Source organism: Aliiroseovarius sp., from assembly GCF_030148435.1.
In the GTDB taxonomy this organism is placed as follows: Bacteria; Pseudomonadota; Alphaproteobacteria; order Rhodobacterales; family Rhodobacteraceae; genus JASBTN01.
This window is the reverse complement of record NZ_JASBTN010000015.1, coordinates 19,491-39,913: the sequence shown is the minus strand read 5'-3', so window position 1 is coordinate 39,913 and position 20,423 is coordinate 19,491. Positions and strand designations below refer to the sequence as shown.

Genomic DNA, 20,423 nt, shown 5'->3' with positions numbered 1-20,423 from the left:
GCGCGTCTGGCAACAGCCGGCGCGCCAATGGCATGCGATGATCGTCATCGGTCTCATACAGATTGCGATCCTGCTGGCTTTCCTGCTCCGGGCCAAGGGGCTTGCCATCCTGATGGGGCCGGAGGGTGTCGGTGTAATCGGCACGATGGACCAGTTCATCGTTACCGTCACGCAGGTCGCCGCCTTTGGCATACCAGTCGCTGCGATGAAATTCATGTCCGCTGCGCATTCCGTCAGCGACACGGCCTTTCGCGACAGCTTTGCGGCCTTTGTCCGTGTCATTCTCGGGCTGGCATTTTTTGCATTCGTCATTGGCTTGTGCCTTCTTCTGGTCGTGCACACGCTGGTCAGCCCGTTAACATCCCAAAACTGGGTTTGGGTCGCCGCGCTGTTAAACGTACCGCCCATGATGCTGACCATTCTGATCGCGCATACATTGGCCGCTGCTCAACTGGCACGCCGGGCGGCGCTTTACAATTTGTGTTTCCTGTCCGGGGTCGCAATATCCGGGTTGACGGGGGCTTGGTTAGGCGGGATCCCCGGCTTCTACTATGGCACCGCAATTTCTGGATCCATTGTTGTGGTGCTTGGTCTCGCGTGGCTTTGGCGACGACTGGGGCTTTCAGTCCTGCGAAAGGGTGTTTCGATCCGGGACCAACTGACCCTGCGCCCAAAGCTGTTTGGCACCGCGCTGACGGCATCGATTTCGTTGGTCTCGTTTTCCCTCACAATGCTGTTGGTCCGCTATATTGTCATTGTTCGCATGGGAGAAGAACCGACAGGGTATCTGCAGGCCGCTCTCGCGTTGGCGCTGAGCCTTGGCTCCGTTCTGGCGGCCATCAATTCGCTGCAGCTTGCACCCAGCATGAACCGTGACCAGCCCAACACTGAGCGGTTTCAGCGCGCGGAGGATTTTGTCAATCGCGTCGTCCTGCTGGCGATGGCAGGGGCGGTTCCGCTGGCGTTGTTGCCCGGGCTGGGGCTGACAATCCTGTTCACATCGGAATTTGTGCCCGCAGGCATGGCCCTGGTTCTCTGCTTGGTCTGGCAACTGGCCCATCAATTCCGGGTCACACTCCTGCAGCTTTTGATCGGGACAGACCACCCGCTTTCCGGCGCACTTGCCATGGTTTCAGCATTCAGCGTGGCCGTGGGGGTTACGATGATGTTGATCGCGACATTTGGAATACTGGCGGCACCGATAGGGTTGATACTGGGAGATATTGCGGCGGTTGCGCTTATGCTTGTCCGATTGCGTACTGCGGTGGCGATGCCGATCCCTTGGGCGGTCGTGGCGCGGTCTGTCGCCGCTGCCCTCGCAATATTGGGGGCAGGCTTGTTGTTTGATCCAACCCGCGTGCTACCAGATATGGCGGGCATGGAACTGCGGCTGATTTACGCGATAGGTGGGTTTGTGCTGATCTGGAGCACCATGCCCTCCTACCTGTCCCCGGCGGCGGCATTGGGCTGGGTGCGCAACAGGCGCAGGCGCTGACCGCCTCAGCGCGCCTTAGGCTTTGTCCCGCTTGCTCGATAATAGGCCCCGACAAGGGGCATCACCGGTCTGGCCAGCGCAGATTGCGTTATCGTGTTATAGGCGTGGGCCATACCTGTCTTCAGCTTGGAAAACTGCAGGATCTCTTCGGGGCTGATCGGCGGGAATACAACGTCAAGGTCCAGTCCCGCCTCGCGCCGGAACAGGCGCCTGATCTCGCCAGTGCTCAGCAACCGGCAATAGGCATACTCCCGTCCCGACATCAATTTGACCCACGGGGCCTGCCAGCGGACAGGCAGATATCCAACCCCCCAGACATGGGCGTGCGGTTCAGGAGACAGGCTGTAGCGGTTTGGTGTCACCATGGCGACCGTCCCACCAGGGGCAAGCACTCGCCCTATCTCGGACGCATAGCGCTTTTGGTTGCCCACGTGTTCAATCACATCATAGGAAATGACCGATCCAAGCGCACCCGCTCGCAGCGGCAAATGCTCTGCCAGGGCGCCTGCAAGCATTGGCTCCACCCCAAAGGACCGCGACCAGTGCTTGGCGATCATCAGCCACTCCAGAGACACGTCAATGCCCTGCATCACCCGGCCTTCTCGGGCCGCCGCCGCCACAAACTGGCCTGGTCCAACGCCAAGGTCCAGCACCGGGTCGCGGGTCAGAGGGGCCAGCCAGCCCGACATCTCCCGGCTGCATTTCTCGATGCCAAACAGGACTTGTTTCAGACGATAGCGGCTCTTTTTTTCGTCAAACTTTCTTGAATTGCGGAAGATATCAATGATCGCTTCGGACAAACCCTGTTCGCGGGCGACCGTATCAATGTGCAGGGCGCGATCCCGGTCGTGATCAAAATCAATCCAGGCCGGGGCTTCAACTCTGAAGTCAGGAATTTCCGCGACAAGTGGATAGCGGCGGGCGCATTCTTTGCAGACCAATGTGTCAGGATTGGCGTCAAGTTCGCCATGACAGGCCGGGCACGCCCAGCTTAGCCTGAGCTGTTTCATGGGCGACGCTGCTGCCTGTTCATCTATCTTCATGCCACTCGATCCAGAAATTTAATACAAACTATCACAGGACGTTCCTGTGCCAAACCATGATCCCGTGGCTTCGCCCGCGGACCAGGCAAGACAAAGCGCGGACAGCGCCGCCGCCCCGCTCAGGCCCAGACGTTCTACACTTTGGGCGCGGAAACTTGCGCCGAGGTGGCGATATAGCAAGAGAGCCGGCACGATCGGGGCGCCCAGCCTGTAGGTCCAGCGTTTGCCCTTGGCGGCCAATGCGGCGCGGGTCCCGCCAAAGCAGCGGGCATAGCGATACCGGCTGGCAAGCAGCGATCGCAGATTGTATCGTGTGCGGATTTGCACCGCCATGTCAGGGATCATGACGACTGGTACGCCGTTGTCCTTCAGTCGCGCCTGACAGAACGGTTTGTTCAGACCTTCGCTGCTGAGGATGTCCTTGCAGTGGTGGCGAAGGGCCTCTGCGGGCAGGATCATGTTGTTTCCCGGCAGGTCCGCAGGAGGGGCCTGCGATACCCTCGCGGGGGCAAACGCCAAATACTCGAACGCGTAAGCGGCCCTGTCGGCGGCCCCGCCCGGTGCCAGTGTGACCGCGCCACCCAAGGCTGCGCCGGGATGCGCATCCAGTGCGGCCAGCGCGGCACGCAGCCATCCTGTGACTGGCACCGCCTTGGGTTCGAGAAAGGCCACATGCTGACCCCGGGCACGTGCCAGCCCTTCGGCCTTGAGCAGGGGCATGTTCAGTCCGGGCCGCAGGAGGCGGAGCAATGGATCCGGCACTGTATCGGGTAACGCACCGGCTGTGGGCCGCCCATCTGCCAGGATGACTTCCCATTGGAAAGGTTCCGCCAAACCCGCCGTTTCGGACGCCAACGCCGCCAACACCGAATCCGGGGTTTCCTGCGGGTGGCGCACGATCAGCACCACCGAAAGGACAGGAGCCCTGGCTGTTGGCGAGAGGCTCATTCAAGCGTTTCCAAGACAACCGGCTTACCTGTTTCAGAAGCGCTGTAGACCGCCTGGGCAATTTCGACCGAGCGAAACCCGTCCTGCCCCGTGGCAATGGCAGTCCCGGTGCTGCGCCCTTTCGTCAGGGCAATGAAATCCTGCATTTCCTCAACGAAAGTCTGGATCGCTGTAGACTGCCAACCCTTGAATTTCTCGGTAAAAATCAGCGGCAGATAGAGTTTTCGCCGCTTTGTACGCGCGCCGCCGGGGCGGTCCATCGTCACCTCGGAAAAGAACATCGGCGCGTAATAGGCCCGCGCCATGCCGCGTGTGCCATAGACTTCGACGTAGAAATGATACCCTTTCCATTCCGTCCAGCTTGCTCCGGCGCTGCCGATTGTTCCGGTGGGGCCCCGGAGAAGCGCAAACCCGTTGTCTTCGACACGGTCCAGCTCCCAGGTCTTGTTCTGCGTCAGCCCGTAGACATCCTTGACCGGGCCCATCAGGTGGTGAACCAGGTCGATCATGTGAATCCCGTTGTCCAGCAATGCGCCGCCGCCCATCACGTCCTTGGAATACATCCATTCGGCCTTGAACTCTGACAGGCCGGTGTGCCCGGAATAGCCACGTACGTGCGAAATCTCTCCCAACCGCCCCGAGGCGATGCTGGCGCGGATTTCCTTCACCGCCGGGAAGTAACGGTGATTGAACCCGACGGTCAGCACACGGTCATTTTTCTTGGCGGCAGCGATCATGCGTTTGCAGTCTTTGGTGGTCGGGGCCATGGGTTTTTCCACGATCACATGTTTGCCTGCCTCAGCCGCAGCTATGGCCATGTCCGCATGGCTGTCTGGCGGGGTGCACAGGATCACCGTTTCGACCCCGGCATCGGCGAGCAACTCATCAAATGTCGCATAAGTCCGCGCGCCGCCCGCCAGCGCTGTCGCGCGCTCGGGCAGCATGTCAAAGACACCGGCAAGGTTGCTGCCTTCCAGAAGATCAATGGCCGCTTTACGCAGCTGGGCAATAGCGCCTGCACCAACGATCGCAAATTTCATATTCAGGTCCTTTTGCTTGAGGGCATGCCGGGCGTACGCCGTGCGGTGATTTCAAAGACTGGGCCAATGTGAAGCAAGGCCTTGCGGGTCAGCGCATTGGAACAAAGCAGACGATAAAGGGTCAAAGCAATCCGTTTCGCACCTTCGGACGCACGAACCCGGTCCACCGATACCGTCATCGGGGCAATCCGGGTACATTCAAACCCCGCCTTGGTCAGCGCCCGGCCCAGCCCAGCAGGAGACTGCATGTTCTGAAATCGCAATGTGTCAAGACCCCTTCGCCAAACCACGTAGCGTCGTCGAATGGCCGCCGGCAGAAACCCGACACCCCAAAGGCCTGCGGGTGGGTAGGGGGCAAGTGTAAACCGGTTCGCGCCGGTCACATGAAGACACCCGCCGGGCGCCAGCAATGAACTGATCGCCCGCGCCCCGGCACCGGTGTCCGGCAGATGTTCAAAAAGGTCGGCCGCTACAATACGCTCAAAAGCGGCATCCGGGAGCGGCGGATTGGCAATGTCAGCGCAGACCAATTCCGCGCTCAGCCCCTCTTCGGACAGATGTTTTTGTGCGATCACCAGCCAGCGCAGTGCAATGTCGATGCCACTGACAGACTGACCGGCCCGCGCGGCCGCAACGACTACTCCTCCGGCGCCACAGCCCACATCCAGCACCGCAGGTCGATTGCCATCAGCGGGGGGAAAGCTGTCGAGCATCGAACGGCCCCGTGCCTCTCCGGCAAGGACGTAATCGGCAAACCGGGTGGCCATGGGGGGCGGCACATCATCGGTGATGCGATAATACTCGGCGACCGTTTCAGCAAAGCTGTGGGTCTGCGCATAAACGTGCAGGCGGGTGGCCTTGGCGCGCTCTTCTGCAATGGTCAGATAACGGTCAGATGACAGGCGGAAGTCGGGAATACCACACAGAACCGGAAACCGCATATCACAGCCTTTGCAGACATAGCTTTCATCTTCCGGCACGACTGGCAGGCGGCATTGCGGGCAGACATAGTCACCGGGCTGTCGCATGTGCTCTGATTTTGCATGTGGTGCCGTCATGGATTTTTGCCCCTGGGCGCGCGAAGGGCATCGCCGTAGCCACAAGCCTCACCAAGGCACCAACTGGCCAGGAAGCCGTAAAAGGGCAGAGCGGCACCCAGAAAACCAGATCGAAGCTCCGGGTGCGACAGCACTTTTCGGGTTTGTTTGAAGGCAAAAACAGGAAAGGCAGCCGGCGCGGCAAGGACCATGACCCATTGCATCCAGCGAGGGCGGCCCGCGCTGCGGTGACGCCCAAAGACACGACCATGCCACCGCCGCTGTTGGCGGAATTCAGCAGCCGTGTAGCGGTTCTTGTGAACAACGGTCAGGTCCGGGATGTGCTCCATGACAAACCCGGCAGACAGAAAACGACGGTGGTAGTTGGGTTCCCAAAACCCATCGGGCAACAGGTCGGAACAGGCCACCACCGCGTCACGGCGATAAAGGGCGTTGTCCGCAGATAAATCACTGACATGCGCGCGCGCGCGCTCGGGGCCTGCATCAGCGTAGCGCAGCAAATGCACCCCGCGCCCGACAGGGTCCGCGTCAGGATCCGCGAGGATCGTTCCGCCGAAAGCGGCATGCTGTTTTCCGGCTTCCGTGCCAACCAGCAATAGCGCGCGCGCCAGCCATCCCGTGCTGGGGGGACAATGGCTGGTCAATGTTGCCACCCACATGCCCTGTGCCGCCAGGAAACCGTCCCGCCACATTTCCGGAATAAGCGCCCCCGGCGCACCGGCGACCAGACGCAGGTCTGCCCTGGTCTCGGCAAGCCGTTCGAAGGCAGAGACCTGGGGGTCATCCGACGCATGGCAAATCAGGATCTCGACCCCCGTTTCGGGGGGGAGGATGTCCAGAAATGCACCCACATCAGATTGCGCGCCCTGAACGCCAACCGCAAGACTCAGCACGATGTCGGACGCAGCCTTGTCGGAGGAGTGATTCATCGGCTGTCGATCCCTGTCTTGAGGTTCTCGAGCGCCGCGATTGTCAGCTCTGCCGCCTGATCCCAGGTATTGCGTGACGTTTCAGGGATCGCATTGCCCCGCAGGGTCGCAGCAAATGCGTCATCCCGTGCGACTCGCTTCATCGCGCTGGCCATATCCTCCACATCATAGGGATCAAACCCTAGGCCCGCCGACCCGGCAACCTCCATGACCGCTCCATCCCTGGCCCCCAGAACCGGGGCCCCGCAAGACATGGCCTCAAGCGCAGGCAACCCAAATCCTTCGGACAACGAAGGCAGCACCATCGCGAGAGTTTCAGAATAGAGCGCGGCCAGATCAGCGTCGGACACGTAACCGGGAAACCTGACCTGTTTTGCCAGGCGCGGAGATGCCGCCATCAGACCGCACAGCTCGTCATAGATCGAATGAAACCCGCCACCTTTCGGGTCTCCGACCATTACGAGGACCAGGTCTGGAAATTCAGGCTCCTGGAGCACGCGGTCAAAGGCCTCAAACAGGCGCACCAGGTTTTTATGCGGCGCAAACCCCCCGACATAGGTCAGGAACCGCGCCTCAGGTTCCAAACCGACGGTCTGTCGGGTTCTACTGCGGTGTCCCTTGTCACTCACCGGGGCAAATACCGGCGCAGACCCTTCGCAGATCACGTCAATCCGGTCGCTGTTTATGTTCAGATACTCGATGATTTCCCGCTTGGCGCTTTGAGAAACAGTCAGGATCCGGTCGGCGGCATTCTGGGCCAACCATGTCTTGACCGTCCAGGGCAGACGCTGGCGCCAATTGGGAAAGACCAGCTCGGGGAAATGTTCGGCAATGGCGTCATGAAACGTTACCAGATTGGGCACACCTCTTGGCGGGGGAAACCAAGAATAGACCGCCGGATAAAACAGCGCGTCGGGCCGGGCAGCCGCGGCCGCACGGCGAAAGGCCAGCACATCGCGAATACCGCGCCGGGCGTCCGCGGTGGCGGAGTCGATGACCCGCCGTGCCGTTTCGACCTGCAGCAGCTCTGCGGATGCGCTCAAGTCCCCCAGTGTCAGATCATCATCCGTCAGCAAGATATAGTCGTTCACCGTGTCACGGCGCAGCATCGCGCTGACCAGTTCACGTGTGAACCGGCCAAACCCGCGATTATTGAGCCAGCAAGAGGCGTCTATGACGATGCGCATCAGTTCCAACTCCGTTCGCTGTTGCCTTTGCCGGCAATCTGCCCTGTCAGTTCGCCAAGCGCCCAGGCAGTTGCCATCAAGATGATCCAGGGCATTTCGGGCACCCATTGCCGGGCGGGGCCAGCACGGCGCGCCGCCCGCAAAGCCCGCAGGCTGAGTACCGGCATCGCGAGCGCAGCCTTTATGATACCAATGAACGGATTCCCCCCCCGATCAGCCCCATAAAGGCGACCGTGCCCGAACCGCGTGGACAGCCGTGCGCCTGCTACATCGGGCTTTGCATACACCGCCGTGAGCGCCGCAATACAGCTTATCTTGCGGCCCGCCGCCAAAAGACGCCTTTCCAGATCGTGTTCGATAATGCCCTCTTGGGGATCATGGGTCTGCTCTAGGTCCGTCAGCCGGATTGCAAATGCGTTTCCGGGCAATGACCCTGTCGCTGTGCTCCCGTCGAAACGACCATATTCCAGCCGACCCAGCGCGCGATAGCGCGGGGGCAGGTCAGGCGCCACTTTGACCGGCCCGCAGGCAGCCCCCACAGCTGCATCCGCAAAAATCTCACAAAGCACGGTGGCCCAGCCGGATTGCAAAACTGTCGTGTCCTCGATCAGGAAGGCGACGGGCGCCGTCGCACTATCGGTTGCGCGGCGTCGGCGCAGCGGCACGTTATCCGCATTTGCTCCCCTCAGGACTGTCCGAACCGAAACGCCCGCTGCCGACCGGGCCTCTGTTTCCAGATCTGCCGCATTCCTCTTGGCCTCCGCCGGCCCCAGCAGCTCGATGACGACCGCGTCACAGGTGACGGGCCCATCAATGCCTTTCCTTTGGTTCGCGTTCAACGCTGCGGTCATGCTTCCCGCGCCTCTGGTTGAACGGTCCGTGAAAGAAAATGGTCCCGGATGACGGCCACCGCTATGGCCTCTTCGGCGCCAATGGGTGACTGCCCATGCCTGGCAGTCGCGGTGTAGAATGCCGCCAGTAGCGTGCGCAATCCCGGATAGGCCGGCTCCCGGCGCAGGGCGCGCCCTGTCAGATTGACCGCCGCATGCCGCAGAATGGAGCCCGCATCGCTGAACGGGCGCAGGGTCTTGGAGCGGCGACTGGCTGTCCCGTCACGAAACCGGGCATAGCCATGGAAAAGGTCCGCCTCCCAGGCCCCTTTGTTACCGTATAGAGCAAGCGACGCCTCGCTCGGGCGCGCGGCAAGACTGAGCGTAATACGCAGCGCGACGGTGTCTATGTTCGCGCTCACCTGCCATCCGGCGGACCCGACCGGTGCTATTGTCCAGTCAACCAGATCCAGCGGACGCTCGGGCCAAAACCTTTGCGCGATGGCGATTGGGTGGGGCAGGATATCTCCGGCGATGCGAGGCAGGTCGCGGGCATCCGCACCCACAGCGCCTGCAGAAAAAAACCGCATGTCGATCAGTTCCGGCCGACCAACTCTGTCGCGCTGCGCGCGAATCCGTTCCAGCGCTGGCTGAAACGCATATTGATGCACCGGGCACAGCAACACCTGCGCCTTATCAGCCTGTTCGCAAAGATCCCGTGTTTCCGTGGCGTCCGTGGCCAAGGGCTTTTCGGCAAACACATGGATGCCATGCGCGATGGCGGCGCGGATGATCTCACCATGACTGCCGCTGGGGGTACAAAGGTGCACAACATCAGGATCAACGGACTCGAACAGAGCTTGCGGACTGGTAAAAACAGGCACGTCTGGGCCCGCCACCGCCCGCGCGCGATCCGGATCGGTATCCCCTACAGCAATGATCTGCGCACCCAGACGTCGCGCAGCATGTGCATGCCATCGGCCCATCAGGCCGGCTCCCAGAACAGCGACCCTGGGCGCAGATATTCTGGTGCGCGGGGTCAACTGCATTGACCGGAATCGGAGGAATTCGTAGGCACGTCCTGAAGAAGGGCAGGGCAATGTCTTGCATCTGCGTCTTTCATATCAGCGATCGGCAAATGCCATTCTAGGATCGCAGCCGACTGACGCCCATTCAAAGGACACTCAGCTTGAAATCCGATAGCAAATCCCAGCAAACGTCCCTGCCCGACCTTTCTGTCGTGATCCCCTCGGTCAACAGCTTTGATGACGTTGATGGCTGCCTTCGCGCGCTTGAGGCCGCACAGGGCGCGCAACTTGAAATCATCGTCATTGACCGGCTTGGCGAGCATGTCCGCCACTTCATTCGACGGGAGCATCCTGGTGTTACCGTGCGCGCCGTGCCCCCCGAGACGACCATCCCGCAGATGCGTGCCTTGGGGATTCGACAGGCCAGCAGCCCGGCGACTGCGGTGATCGAAGACCATGTGATTGTCCCTGAAGGCTGGGCGAAAGCCATGCTTGACGCGTTGCACGACGCGGGGGACCAGATTGGCGCTGTGGGCGGTCCGGTGGACAATGCCGCCACCGAAAACCGCGTCGACTGGGCCGCTTTCCTGTGTGAATACAGTTCCACCCTGCCACCTCTGCCCGCAGGCAGCGCCACTTGGTTGCCGGGCAACAACGTCATCTATCCAACAGAAATTCTGCGAAAACATGACGCGGTGCTGGACCGCAATGCGTGGGAAGGGGCATTGCATGATGCCATTCTTGAAGGAGGCAATCCTCTGGCGATGCGCCCGGATATCATCGTTGGCCACAAGATGCATTACACGATGGGCCTGTACCTGTCGCAGCGATACTATTACTCGCGCAGCTTTGCCAGCGTCCGCGGCGCGCAGATGCCGTTTCTCAAGCGGCTGGCGGCCGGGGCCGCGGCGCTTGTTGTTCTGCCCCCTTTGATGTTCATCCGAACGGTGGCGCGGGTGCGGGGCAAATCGCCCTACAACGCGCATCTGGTCGCCTCGCTGCCGATGTTGGTGCCGTTCTGCATCTCCTGGGGTTTGGGCGAAGCGGCGGGCTTCTGGTTCGGGGGAGGCAACGCGCTTGCCAAGGTGCGGTGATGGGCCAGCCGGGGCTTGCCGGTTACGGGGCACAACAATTACTTCCATAAACGCACTCCGCATCGGCCCGTCCGAGAAAAGAATATCCTAGACCGATTGGTCTGTCAGCTTGAGAAACGCACCACCGGCCTCGCTTGACTGATACGCGGACAACATCAGCGCCAGCGTATTGAGGTTATCCTCAGCGCTGCACGGAGGCTTTTCGCCGTCACGGATCGACTGCAACATCGCGCGCAAAAGATTGGCTGTTGAATTGGCAAAAAGATCCAGCGGGTCGGTTGCGATCCGGCTGCGGCGCTCCCCCTGATAGAGGTCAGCAGATGCGCTGGCGGCCAGGTCCAGGCGGGCAAAAGGCTTTTTCGACCCGCTCCGCAACCCGAAACTGGCTTCCGCCTTGCCGCCAATGTGGGTTTCGATACAGGCGTTGCTGCCGTCAAGACGGATGTCGAGGTACCGATGCGGCCCGCGCGACAGCCGGTCCAGCGTGATATGGGCAACCCGGTCGCCAGAGAATTCCAGCTGAATGAGATTGAGGTAATCCGCACCCTCCGGGTTGTTCGGCTTTGGCATTCGCGCCGAGATGGCATGCGGCTCTTCACCGAAGAAGAACCGGCACAGGTCCAGCGCGTGGGTGCCGAATTCAAAGCAGGTTCGCTGCTTGCTTTCGCCGCGCCATCCTTTTTCGGTTTCTTCCGTCACAAAAAACGTCTGGTGCATGGAAACAAAGAGCAGATCCCCAAACCTCTCGCTACCGATCGCTTTCTGGGCTGCCTCATGTACATTCATGAAGCGGAATTCATTGTTTACAACAACATGGCGATCTACTGCCCGGGCGACCTTGATCACCTCGTGACCTTCTTCCATCGACAGCACAAAAGGCTTCTCGCAAAATACATGCGCCCCCGCTTTCAGCGCGTCCATGGCAATCCTGCCATGGCTGTCTGGTGGAGTGACGATTGCGACGACATCAGGCTGGCACTCGGCCAGAAGACGGCTGAAGTCACGATAAACCGGAAATTTGAATGCACTGGCATCGGCGACGGGGTCCACGCCGCCCACAATCCTGAGGCCCGGCGTCTTTGCAATCGCAGGCAGGTGAATCCTGCGTGCGGCAGCACCCAGTCCGACAACGGCTATCCCGAGCAGATTGGTCATCTGCAATCCCTTCGATCAAAGTACGTCAGGCTGTCGAAAGGCGCGCGTCCGTGTTTGATTTGTCAGAACTGATCTGGAATTCCTCGTGGTAGGAACGCTCTACGTTGACGTCCCAGACATTGTGGTTTTCGCCCACAATGTTGCGCGCCGCCAGCATCGCAGACAACATGGAGTGATCCTGATTGTTGTAGCGATGCAAGCCGTTGCGCCCGACGGTCTGGAAGTTCTCCAGATTTTCCATCCATTTCCGGATCACCTCCAAGGCACCCTGATACTCGTCGTCGTATACCGGATAGGCCTTGGGTTGACGGATAATGGCAGATCCGATGACGCTGCTTGCCGACCCCAGGCCCAACTCCTCGAGCTCTTGCGACGCGAGCGCCGTCAGATCATCATCTTCCATGGTCCATAGACCGTCGCCCTCCTGGCAGAAGTACTCCATACCAATTGACGCTGTGTTCTGATCAGGCAGCATTTCCGGCGACCAGGCACGGAAGTTCTGGATGCGACCACATTTGATGTGAGAGCTATGGATGTAAATCCAGTTGTCCGGGAACGGATCCTTTTCATCCAGAACCAGCGTCACGATCATGAAATCACGATAGCTCAGCTTGTCAGCGGCATCGAGCACCTCCTGTGGCGGCGGCGGTTGCATGCAGTGCAGCAAATCACGCATGGCCATGGAGTTCACAAATTCATCGGCTTCAAATCTGGTGATCTTGTTGCCTGTCTTATCGGCGGGATCTGAATCGGGGTCCCAGGACTCAAGATCAACGGATGTGACGCGATTGCCCTCCCGATTGACCTGCACAACCTTTGTGTTCATCTGGACTTCACCGCCATTTTCGATGACCTTTTCGGTGCAGCGCTCCCACATCATTCCGGGGCCAAGCCGCGGGTACTGAAATTCTTCGATCAGACTTGCGGTATCATTCGACCCGGTCAGGGCGTTCCAGACCGCCTTGGGAAGGGACAGGTTCTTGATCCGCTGCGCGGCCCAATCGGCACTGATCAGCTTGGGGTCGATGCCCCATACCTTCTGCGTGTAACTGCGGAAAAAGTGCATATAGAGACGACCGCCAAATCGGTTGATCACCCACTCTTCGAACGTCCGCTCAGTGCGATAGGGGCGCACCTTCCATTTCGTGAACGAAATGATGATACGGAAAGTTTCGTACACACCGATATTCTTCAACGCATTAAATATCTTAAGTGGGTAATCGAAGAACTTTCCACGATAGTAAATTCGGCTGAGACGTGGAACCGTGATGAAATCAGTCCCCAGCACTTCGTGCCACATCTGTTCGACTTCTTCCACTTTGGTGAAGAAGCGATGGCCTCCGATATCAAACCGATAGCCGTTATGAGACTCTGTCCTGGAAATTCCGCCAACTGAATCGCTGGCTTCAAAAACGACAGGTTTGTGGGTGTCGCTGCGGCGCTGCAACTCATAGGCAGCAGTCAGCCCTGCCGGACCAGCACCGATGACAGCGACAACTTTATTGCTTGTAGGGGAACGGGTCAAAGAGATCTCCAAAAAAAGACGTTACCGGTTTTACCATGTGAGCCCCGGGCGGGTCAATTTTTTCACTTGTTTCGTTAAGTTTGGTTAACAATAACCACATTTCAGAGCTACTTCATGAAATTTGTGAACGAATTTGTCGAAATGCACGTCTTAGTTGAAGGTACAGGCCACCCCGGCCCTCGAGATGAGCCCGCCATCGGATTAGATTGGTGAAGTAGTACATTTCCAATCTTGGCAGATCGTGCAGATCACTTGACGGCCCCGCGGTGGCAAGTCGCGTTCCCACGGATGTCAGTCGATCCCGTGCCATGATACGCCGTGCCGCGTCAGAACTGCGGCCATAGGGGGGGGCACAGTGCAACGGACGGCGCCCAAGCTCGCGCTGCATGCGCGCGTCTGCCGTACCCAGTTCATTGGCTATGGCCGCTTCATCCAATGCAGACAGATCCGAATGGGTGGCCGTGTGGTTGCCGAAATCCACGCCATCAGACGCCAATTGACGAACCTCGTTCCATGTCATCAGGGGTCGCGGTGGATCATGGGCACCGTCCCAGCGTTCTGTGCCGTCCATGCAATCCGTTGGCAGATAGACCATCGCCGACAAATCCAACCGACGCAAAACAGGCCATGCGACCTCTGCAAAGTCGCGAAACCCGTCATCAAAAGTGATTGCGACAGCCCGGCCCTGACCTCCGCTCAGATGCGCCGGCACATCGTCCATCCGAAGAACCGGCAGGCCCGAGGTCGCAAGCGCCATCATCTGTGCTTCGAACAGCTCTGGCGCGATCGAAGTGGGGCCAGGCGCCTCGGCAATAGAGTGGTACATCAGGATGTCGACCGTGCCACCCATCATGGCACGTGCAGACGGTTGCGCCTGCGCAGAACATGATACTCAAACAGGCACCACACATAGGCTGTTGCGGAATAGACGTAATATACCTGGTGATACAGCATGCCCCCGACGGCAAGCCGCAGCCCGCCTTTCCTGAACAGGAACCGTGCGAAAGCCCCGTTCATGAACAGCGCCAAGAGCGCGATCAGTACGGCAAGCGGCCACAGATCAGGTCTGATCAGCAAAATCGCCGGTTGCAAAAGCAAGGCCAAAGCGACGACGGCCTTTACCCGCTCAGCCCACCCCGTATTCAAATCGTTCGTTAGACCTTCGCGGGAAATCATCAAGCGTGACCAAGGCAGTGCGCGACGGAAAATGTCGGTGAACATTGCATTGCGGATGGTCCAGACCTTAAGGTGTTTGGCCTCCAGATCCGGCAGCAGCAGGATGCGCCCACCGGCATTTCGAATGCGATAACCAAGCTCGATATCCTCAATCGAAGGAACCGCGTAGGTTTCGACATCAAATCCGCCAACCTTGAGAAACATCTCGCGGTCAATGGCACCACATCCGGCCCAAAACGTCTGTGCTTCGCGGTTGGCACGCTGGTGATAGAAGCGGTGCATCAGGTTCTTGTAACGTGAGAACCAGGGCGTCCCTGCCGGTGCATCATCGTAGGATCCGAAAACAGCTTTGACGTCCGGTTCCTCAAAGGCGCGGCGAATGATGGCACCGCCCCCTTCCCGGGCGATTACATCGCTGTCCACCAGCCACAGAATATCGCCCACGGCCGTAGCCGCAGCCAGGTTGCGCGCGGCGCCAGGCCCCCCGTTTTGGGGCGTCGCCAGTACCCGGGCGCCAAGGTCGCGCGCAACCTGGGCAGTATCATCAGGTGAGCAATCGTCGATGACCAGCACCTCGGCCACCTCTCCGGACTTCTGCATCGCCAGAAGCGGTGCAAGCACATCTGGCAACAGATGGGCCGCGTTGTAGGCGGGCACAATAACACTGATGCTTTGGGGAGGGGCGGTCATCGGGAACTCCGTTACTCAGTTGCAATGCGTTTTAAGGGATCGGAACGTTCTTCCCTGCGACGAGCGAAAAGGACGGCGCCGCCGATCACGGCAGCAACGGGCAAAAGCCAGATCACACGCGCTCCATATCGGTTGGCGGGTTGCGACAGCACACCACAGACAATCGCATTGGCCACCACGCCAATCAGGATCATTACCAGGAATGTTGCCACCGCAGGCGGCAAGCGGCCGCTGAAAAGAAAGCCCAGCACAAAAAGTGCCGCAAGCAGGTACAGAACAGACTGCGCAGGGTTGGCGATGGCCAGCCATCCGGTATCGGCCGTCAGCCGACCTGCCGCAAATTCCCCCCAGGCCATTCCAGCCATCCCGGTTGCCTGTTCCACGATCTCATCGGTCTGAAGCGTCATATTCACGCTATTCAGGGTCAACTGGCGGTATACGTTGCCTATAATCGCCCATGAAGTTTCGAGCGGTCGGTCAACTAGAACATCCAGGAAAAACCGGAACTGCTGCTGGGCAACCCTACGCTGATCATCCGCCGACATCAGTTGGAACGACCCGGTCGTCGGGCTTATTGAAAATGAAATATTCGTGGCGGTGAACCGGGTCGGGTCATCCGAGGCAGACAGGGCTTTCAGAAGGGCACAGCTAGGTTCGGGGTCTACCGGACACATGTCCAACAGATAGGAATACCCCGGCCCGTCCTGAATCAGTCTTGCCGTCAAAAATGGCCGATAGATGACCTCGGCGCTTTCCACCTGCTTGGCGGCGAGGCGCAGAACCATCTGCTCGCCAACCCCTGCAAGAAGCACCACCAGGAACAGCACGGAACCCAACCAGCGGCGCGGGCTTCGACTCAAAACGGACCTCAGCAAGAGGATCGGCATCAGGATCAACCCGATAGCGAGGTGTGATGGGCTGGCTGTAATGGCAAGAATACCCAGTGCCGTGACAAGACAAAGCTCCCATATCCGCATCCTTGGGGCATATGCTGCCAACAGCGCGGCTGACATCAGCAGGACCGGTGCCAGCATGTCGGGCATCAGAAAAGCGACGTAGAACGACAAGGATCCAACGGCTGCCAACCCCACGGCGGCAAGAGAGATACTTAAAGATCGCGGCGCATGCGAAAGGCCACGCACAGACAAACGGCTGGCCAACCAGACAATGCCGACGCCAAGCGCCGCATTCATCGCAACCATGCCGTCAACGGCCCCGATCCAGAAAAATGCGCCCAGAAGCAGCGAATAGATCATCGACCGTGAGCCATCGACCGTTTCGACCGAGCCACCTGCCGCAATTTCCTGAGGCGTCCCAGACGACGCTGCTGACACCTCCCGCAGCGGGGCCAGATCCAGACCGACCAGGGACAACACCTGATGACCGCGATCAAGATAGAAGATGGTATCATAGTAAAAGGTTGCCCCGCCGTTGGCCAGAAACACCCACAGTGAAAGAAGCAAGGAAAATACGATTGCAAACGTGCCCGTTCCTACCCGTCCCCAGACAGAACTCATTCCTTCAGGCCCTCCCGCTGCGCTGCGCTTGTGCAGCATTTCCTGACTTTTGGAGGGCATCTGCGAAATAGCTGATCGTTGCATCGAGGCCCTGTTCCAGACTGATCTGCGGTTCCCAATCCAGAAGCTCTTTGGCACGGGTTATGTCAGGCTGGCGCTGAACCGGATCATCCATCGGCAGGGGTTTCAGAACAAGCGGTGCAGTGCTGCCGGTTTTGGCAAGTACCATTTCAGCAAGTTGAAGAATGGTCAGCTCGCGCGGATTGCCCAGGTTTACCGGCCCGGTCACATCGTCAGATGACGCCATCAATCGCATGAGTCCGTCGATCAGCTCCGAAACAAAGCAGAACGAACGGGTTTGTTTGCCATCCCCGAAAATCGTGATCTGATCCCCGGAAAGAGCCTGAACGATAAAGTTCGAGACCACCCGACCGTCATCAGGCAACATGCGCGGCCCGTAGGTGTTAAAGATCCGGGCGACTTTGATCCTTACTCCGTGCTGGCGGTAATAATCAAAGAACAGTGTTTCGGCACAGCGTTTGCCTTCATCATAACAAGAGCGCTGCCCAATGGGGTTGGTGTTCCCCCAGTACTCCTCATGTTGCGGATGCTGGGTCGGATCGCCGTAAATCTCGCTTGTTGACGCTTGGAGAATTTTGCACCCGAGCCGTTTTGCCAATCCCAGCATGTTGATCGCACCATGAACAGAGGTCTTGGTGGTTTGCACAGGGTCGTGCTGATAGTGGACGGGGGAGGCGGGACAGGCGAGGTTGTAGATTTCGTCAACCTCGACATAGAGCGGAAAAGTAACGTCGTGGCGCAGCAGTTCAAACCGGGGCTCGCTCAACAAATGCCCCACATTGGAGCGCCTGCCGGTAAAGAAGTTGTCGACGCAAAGAACCTCGTGACCTTCTTTCAGCAAACGTTCGCACAAATGGGAGCCCAGGAATCCAGCACCCCCCGTCACCAGTATTCGCCTCAGATTGTACGTCATTTCTGCTCCACTACCGTTATTCTACAAGTCAATGCTTAAGGCGTTCCGGAGCAAATTGATAGACGGTCTGCTGGTGTCCGAATATCCGAACTGGGCTTTAGGTTCAGACGGCAAGCTCAACCCGATCATCAATGGGGTAATCTTGGAAACGTCAACACAAGACCGAATAAGTTGTGCCAGCCTCCTTTTTTCCCCTCCAGGGTCCAAACCCAAGCAAACCATTGGTTTCAATTGGTCGTACTGTTTTCACTTCTGAAAGTTGAACAGGAACGGAACAATGGCAGGTGAGTTTTGGCTTTCGGATCGGGCATGGGCAGCGGTCGGGCCGCCGCTGCCCAGGAACCAGCCAGGCGCGCGCAGGGTGGATGACCGCAGGGTGATCAGAGGTATCGTCCATGCGTTGAAACCGGGATGTCGATGCAAGGGCTGCCCGTCTGTCTACGGCCCGCCGACGACGATCTATAACCGGTTCAACCGCTGGAACTGGAAAGGTAACTGGGGCTGCATCTTTGCCGAGCTTGTGGCCCCGGCGGCAATGCCCGCCCCCTCCCGTCCCGCCTGATCGCGGACAAGGGATACGACGCCAACCATTTGCGGATGCCCTGGCCGATGGCGGTGTCGAGGCCGTCATCCCCTCGACCTGCGGGGTGTTGAGGGCCACAGCCCGGACCTTCCCTCTCTTCCCGGCGTTCCCCTCCTGAGGCGTCACGGTCGTTCAAGGCGGCTGGGCGCCGGGCGATTGAGACGCCCGACAGGCCGGGCTGCTGCCGGGATCTCATCCGGGGACCTGGTCTGGCCGGGCCTGTTTTCAATGACGTAAGAAAACACGTCAGAGACAAAAACCTGTACAGTCTCTGTAAAAGTTGAAAATCTTTCTACGGATTAAGCACGAGGAGATGATCAACTCAGCAGCGCTCCTCCATCAGGTCCAAAGCCTAAACAAAAGTGAATGAAAGGCGGGCACCTGACCCATTTGGCTTGGATGAAAAACCGCGAAATCAAACTGAAATTATTGCCCTGGAGAGAATAACTTGACCCATAAAAAGATTTTCTTTTACAACATTCGACACATATGCGGTTGGTTTCGAAATCAAGCCCAGAAAAGTCTTCGAGATGGTTTAGGGAGAGTATGAAATGATTACTCCTATCCTACTCTGTGGAGGTTCCGGAACGCGGCTTTGGCCCCTCAGTCGCAAAAGCTATCCAAAACAGTTTTCCCCGCTGATCGGAGACACATCCCTGTTCCAGGCGTCGGCACAAAGACTATCAGGAGACGGGTTTTCTGCCCCACTGGTGCTGACCAACTCGGATTTCCGCTTCATCGTCACCGAGCAGCTAGCCGAAATTGGCATTGATCCAGGTGCTATCCTGATTGAACCGCAAGGGCGCAACACGGCACCGGCCGTTCTGGCTGCTGCTCTCTTGCTGGAAAAGACGGACCCGGAGGCGTTGATGCTGGTCGCACCGTCTGACCACGTGGTGCCCGATCCTGCAGCATTCCGGGAGGCGGTCGAAGCCGGCGCTGAAGCTGCCAATGCCGGTCAGTTGGTGACGTTTGGTATTACCCCTGATCATGCGGAAACGGGCTATGGCTATCTGGAGCTCGGGGCCCGGATTGACGGGTTGTCACCGCTGCCCCTGAAGCGGTTCGTCGAAAAACCTGATACGCCCCGTGCTGAAGCAATGCTGGCCGATGGCCGTCACCTCTGGAATGCCGGCATATTCCTGTTTTCGGTCAGGACCATTCTGGAGGCGTTCCGCGAACATGCACCCGACTTGATTGCGCCGGTGCAAGCGGCATTGGATGACAGCAAACCCGATCTTGGTTTCCTTAGACTGGATCCTGCTGCATGGGGCAGTGTTCAGGAGATCTCGATCGATTATGCGGTGATGGAACACGCGAGCAATCTCTCGGTCGTACCCTTTTCCGCCGGCTGGTCTGATCTGGGTGGCTGGGATACGGTCTGGCGTGAGGGGACACGCGATGAACGGGGCGTTGGTACCAACGGCCATGCAACCGCAATAGATTGCGAAGACACACTTCTTCGTTCCGAAGACGAAGGGCTCGAGGTCGTTGGGATAGGTCTTAAAGACATCATCACCGTGGCCATGCCCGATGCGGTTCTGGTCGCCGATGCAAACCGTGCGCAGGATGTTAGAAAAGCGGTCTCAGCCCTAAAGGAAAAACGGGCTAAACAGGCTGAAACTTTCCCGAAAGATCACCGTCCCTGGGGGTGGTTTGAGAGCCTTGCCATCGGAGACCGGTTTCAGGTGAAACGCATCGTCGTTCACCCCGGCGCGGCCCTGAGCCTGCAAAGCCACCACCACAGAGCCGAGCACTGGATCGTGGTCGAAGGCACCGCCAAGGTCACGATTGATGATCGGGAGCAGTTGGTGTCCGAGAACCAGTCGGTCTACATCCCCCTGGGGGCCATTCACAGAATGGAAAACCCGGGCAAGGTGCCAATGGTTTTGATCGAAGTGCAGACAGGGTCCTATCTCGGGGAAGACGACATTATCCGCTATGAGGATGTGTATGCGCGGGGCTGAGCTTACCTGTTTCAAGGCCTGGGGCCCAAACCCAACCAAACTATAAGTTTCCATTGATCCTACTGATTCACTTCTGAAAAATTGAACAGGAACGGAACAATGGCAGGTGAGTTTTGGCTTTCGGGTCGAGCACGGGCAGCGGTCGGGCCGCTGTTTCCCAGGAA

Annotated in this window: 17 protein-coding genes and 1 pseudogene; 4 read left to right on the top strand and 14 right to left on the bottom strand. The window is 58.8% G+C overall.

All coding sequences use genetic code 11. The features are described from left to right. Positions 1-37 precede the first annotated feature (37 nt). Positions 38-1,495 carry a hypothetical protein gene (locus tag Q1V43_RS03175; RefSeq protein ID WP_300513856.1) on the top strand — a complete coding sequence of 486 codons (1,458 nt, stop codon included), beginning with the start codon at positions 38-40 and terminating at the stop codon, positions 1,493-1,495. Between the two features lie 5 nt (positions 1,496-1,500). Here Q1V43_RS03175 and Q1V43_RS03170 read toward each other — a convergent pair whose 3' ends face one another. The 8 genes from Q1V43_RS03170 to Q1V43_RS03135 form a co-directional block, all read right to left on the bottom strand. Continuing rightward, the gene (locus Q1V43_RS03170) at positions 1,501-2,538 is read right to left on the bottom strand and encodes a methyltransferase domain-containing protein (RefSeq protein WP_300513854.1); all 1,038 of its coding nucleotides are present in this window, start codon (positions 2,536-2,538) and stop codon (positions 1,501-1,503) included. An 18-nt stretch (positions 2,539-2,556) separates the two neighbouring features. Next, positions 2,557-3,486 (bottom strand): hypothetical protein, encoded by a 930-nt coding sequence (locus tag Q1V43_RS03165; RefSeq protein WP_300513852.1) that lies wholly within the window; start codon positions 3,484-3,486, stop codon positions 2,557-2,559. Then, entirely contained in the window at positions 3,483-4,526 is a 1,044-nt protein-coding gene (locus tag Q1V43_RS03160; RefSeq protein WP_300513850.1) for a Gfo/Idh/MocA family oxidoreductase, read from the bottom strand. The genes Q1V43_RS03165 and Q1V43_RS03160 overlap by 4 nt, the downstream gene beginning before the upstream one ends. 2 nt (positions 4,527-4,528) lie before the next feature. After that, positions 4,529-5,506 carry a class I SAM-dependent methyltransferase gene (locus tag Q1V43_RS03155; protein ID WP_300513848.1) on the bottom strand — a complete coding sequence of 326 codons (978 nt, stop codon included), beginning with the start codon at positions 5,504-5,506 and terminating at the stop codon, positions 4,529-4,531. A 74-nt stretch (positions 5,507-5,580) separates the two neighbouring features. Continuing rightward, positions 5,581-6,237, bottom strand: a complete 657-nt coding sequence (locus Q1V43_RS03150) for a hypothetical protein (RefSeq protein WP_300513846.1) — start codon at positions 6,235-6,237, stop codon at positions 5,581-5,583. 272 nt (positions 6,238-6,509) lie between these two features. Then, positions 6,510-7,700: a glycosyltransferase family 1 protein gene (locus Q1V43_RS03145; protein ID WP_300513844.1), complete on the bottom strand. Its 1,191-nt coding sequence runs from the start codon at positions 7,698-7,700 to the stop codon at positions 6,510-6,512. Next, positions 7,700-8,551, bottom strand: coding sequence for a hypothetical protein (locus Q1V43_RS03140; protein ID WP_300513842.1), 852 nt, complete (start codon positions 8,549-8,551; stop codon positions 7,700-7,702). The genes Q1V43_RS03145 and Q1V43_RS03140 overlap by 1 nt, the downstream gene beginning before the upstream one ends. After that, the gene (locus Q1V43_RS03135) at positions 8,548-9,579 is read right to left on the bottom strand and encodes a Gfo/Idh/MocA family oxidoreductase (protein ID WP_300513841.1); all 1,032 of its coding nucleotides are present in this window, start codon (positions 9,577-9,579) and stop codon (positions 8,548-8,550) included. The genes Q1V43_RS03140 and Q1V43_RS03135 overlap by 4 nt, the downstream gene beginning before the upstream one ends. Positions 9,580-9,770: 191 nt before the next feature. On the opposite strand from Q1V43_RS03135, the gene Q1V43_RS03130 reads away from it, so the two are divergent. Further along, a complete protein-coding gene (locus tag Q1V43_RS03130) occupies positions 9,771-10,652 on the top strand; it encodes a hypothetical protein (protein ID WP_300513839.1) in 882 nt (293 codons plus the stop codon). Between the two features lie 87 nt (positions 10,653-10,739). Here the strand turns inward: Q1V43_RS03130 and Q1V43_RS03125 are convergent, their stop codons facing one another. The 6 genes from Q1V43_RS03125 to Q1V43_RS03100 form a co-directional block, all read right to left on the bottom strand. After that, positions 10,740-11,807: a Gfo/Idh/MocA family oxidoreductase gene (locus tag Q1V43_RS03125; RefSeq protein WP_300513837.1), complete on the bottom strand. Its 1,068-nt coding sequence runs from the start codon at positions 11,805-11,807 to the stop codon at positions 10,740-10,742. A 25-nt stretch (positions 11,808-11,832) separates the two neighbouring features. Beyond that, the gene (locus Q1V43_RS03120) at positions 11,833-13,332 is read right to left on the bottom strand and encodes an NAD(P)/FAD-dependent oxidoreductase (protein WP_300513835.1); all 1,500 of its coding nucleotides are present in this window, start codon (positions 13,330-13,332) and stop codon (positions 11,833-11,835) included. Positions 13,333-13,444: 112 nt separating this feature from the next. Further along, a complete protein-coding gene (locus tag Q1V43_RS03115) occupies positions 13,445-14,185 on the bottom strand; it encodes a polysaccharide deacetylase family protein (RefSeq protein WP_300513834.1) in 741 nt (246 codons plus the stop codon). Further along, positions 14,182-15,198, bottom strand: a complete 1,017-nt coding sequence (locus Q1V43_RS03110) for a glycosyltransferase (RefSeq protein ID WP_300513832.1) — start codon at positions 15,196-15,198, stop codon at positions 14,182-14,184. The genes Q1V43_RS03115 and Q1V43_RS03110 overlap by 4 nt, the downstream gene beginning before the upstream one ends. 11 nt (positions 15,199-15,209) lie before the next feature. Further along, positions 15,210-16,643, bottom strand: a complete 1,434-nt coding sequence (locus tag Q1V43_RS03105; RefSeq protein ID WP_300513830.1) for a hypothetical protein — start codon at positions 16,641-16,643, stop codon at positions 15,210-15,212. 76 nt (positions 16,644-16,719) lie between these two features. Beyond that, entirely contained in the window at positions 16,720-17,709 is a 990-nt protein-coding gene (locus tag Q1V43_RS03100) for a UDP-glucuronic acid decarboxylase family protein (protein WP_300513828.1), read from the bottom strand. A 277-nt stretch (positions 17,710-17,986) separates the two neighbouring features. Between Q1V43_RS03100 and Q1V43_RS03095 the strand changes: the two are divergent. Continuing rightward, positions 17,987-18,208 (top strand): annotated as a pseudogene (locus Q1V43_RS03095) (transposase); the annotation flags it as partial. A 635-nt stretch (positions 18,209-18,843) separates the two neighbouring features. Further along, positions 18,844-20,259, top strand: coding sequence for a mannose-1-phosphate guanylyltransferase/mannose-6-phosphate isomerase (locus Q1V43_RS03090; RefSeq protein ID WP_300513826.1), 1,416 nt, complete (start codon positions 18,844-18,846; stop codon positions 20,257-20,259). Positions 20,260-20,423: the final 164 nt, after the last annotated feature.

Excerpts from the sequence above, each read along its gene's own strand:
- Q1V43_RS03110 (WP_300513832.1), bottom strand. The coding sequence starts at position 15,198 with ATGACCGCCCCTCCCCAAAGCATCAGTGTTATTGTGCCCGCCTACAAC.
- Q1V43_RS03135 (WP_300513841.1), bottom strand. The coding sequence starts at position 9,579 with ATGCAGTTGACCCCGCGCACCAGAATATCTGCGCCCAGGGTCGCTGTT.
- Q1V43_RS03125 (WP_300513837.1), bottom strand. The coding sequence starts at position 11,807 with ATGACCAATCTGCTCGGGATAGCCGTTGTCGGACTGGGTGCTGCCGCA.
- Q1V43_RS03100 (WP_300513828.1), bottom strand. The coding sequence starts at position 17,709 with ATGACGTACAATCTGAGGCGAATACTGGTGACGGGGGGTGCTGGATTC.
- Q1V43_RS03170 (WP_300513854.1), bottom strand. The coding sequence starts at position 2,538 with ATGAAGATAGATGAACAGGCAGCAGCGTCGCCCATGAAACAGCTCAGG.
- Q1V43_RS03160 (WP_300513850.1), bottom strand. The coding sequence starts at position 4,526 with ATGAAATTTGCGATCGTTGGTGCAGGCGCTATTGCCCAGCTGCGTAAA.
- Q1V43_RS03115 (WP_300513834.1), bottom strand. The coding sequence starts at position 14,185 with ATGATGGGTGGCACGGTCGACATCCTGATGTACCACTCTATTGCCGAG.
- Q1V43_RS03145 (WP_300513844.1), bottom strand. The coding sequence starts at position 7,700 with ATGCGCATCGTCATAGACGCCTCTTGCTGGCTCAATAATCGCGGGTTT.
- Q1V43_RS03175 (WP_300513856.1), top strand. The coding sequence starts at position 38 with ATGATCGTCATCGGTCTCATACAGATTGCGATCCTGCTGGCTTTCCTG.
- Q1V43_RS03140 (WP_300513842.1), bottom strand. The coding sequence starts at position 8,551 with ATGACCGCAGCGTTGAACGCGAACCAAAGGAAAGGCATTGATGGGCCC.
- Q1V43_RS03090 (WP_300513826.1), top strand. The coding sequence starts at position 18,844 with ATGATTACTCCTATCCTACTCTGTGGAGGTTCCGGAACGCGGCTTTGG.
- Q1V43_RS03165 (WP_300513852.1), bottom strand. The coding sequence starts at position 3,486 with ATGAGCCTCTCGCCAACAGCCAGGGCTCCTGTCCTTTCGGTGGTGCTG.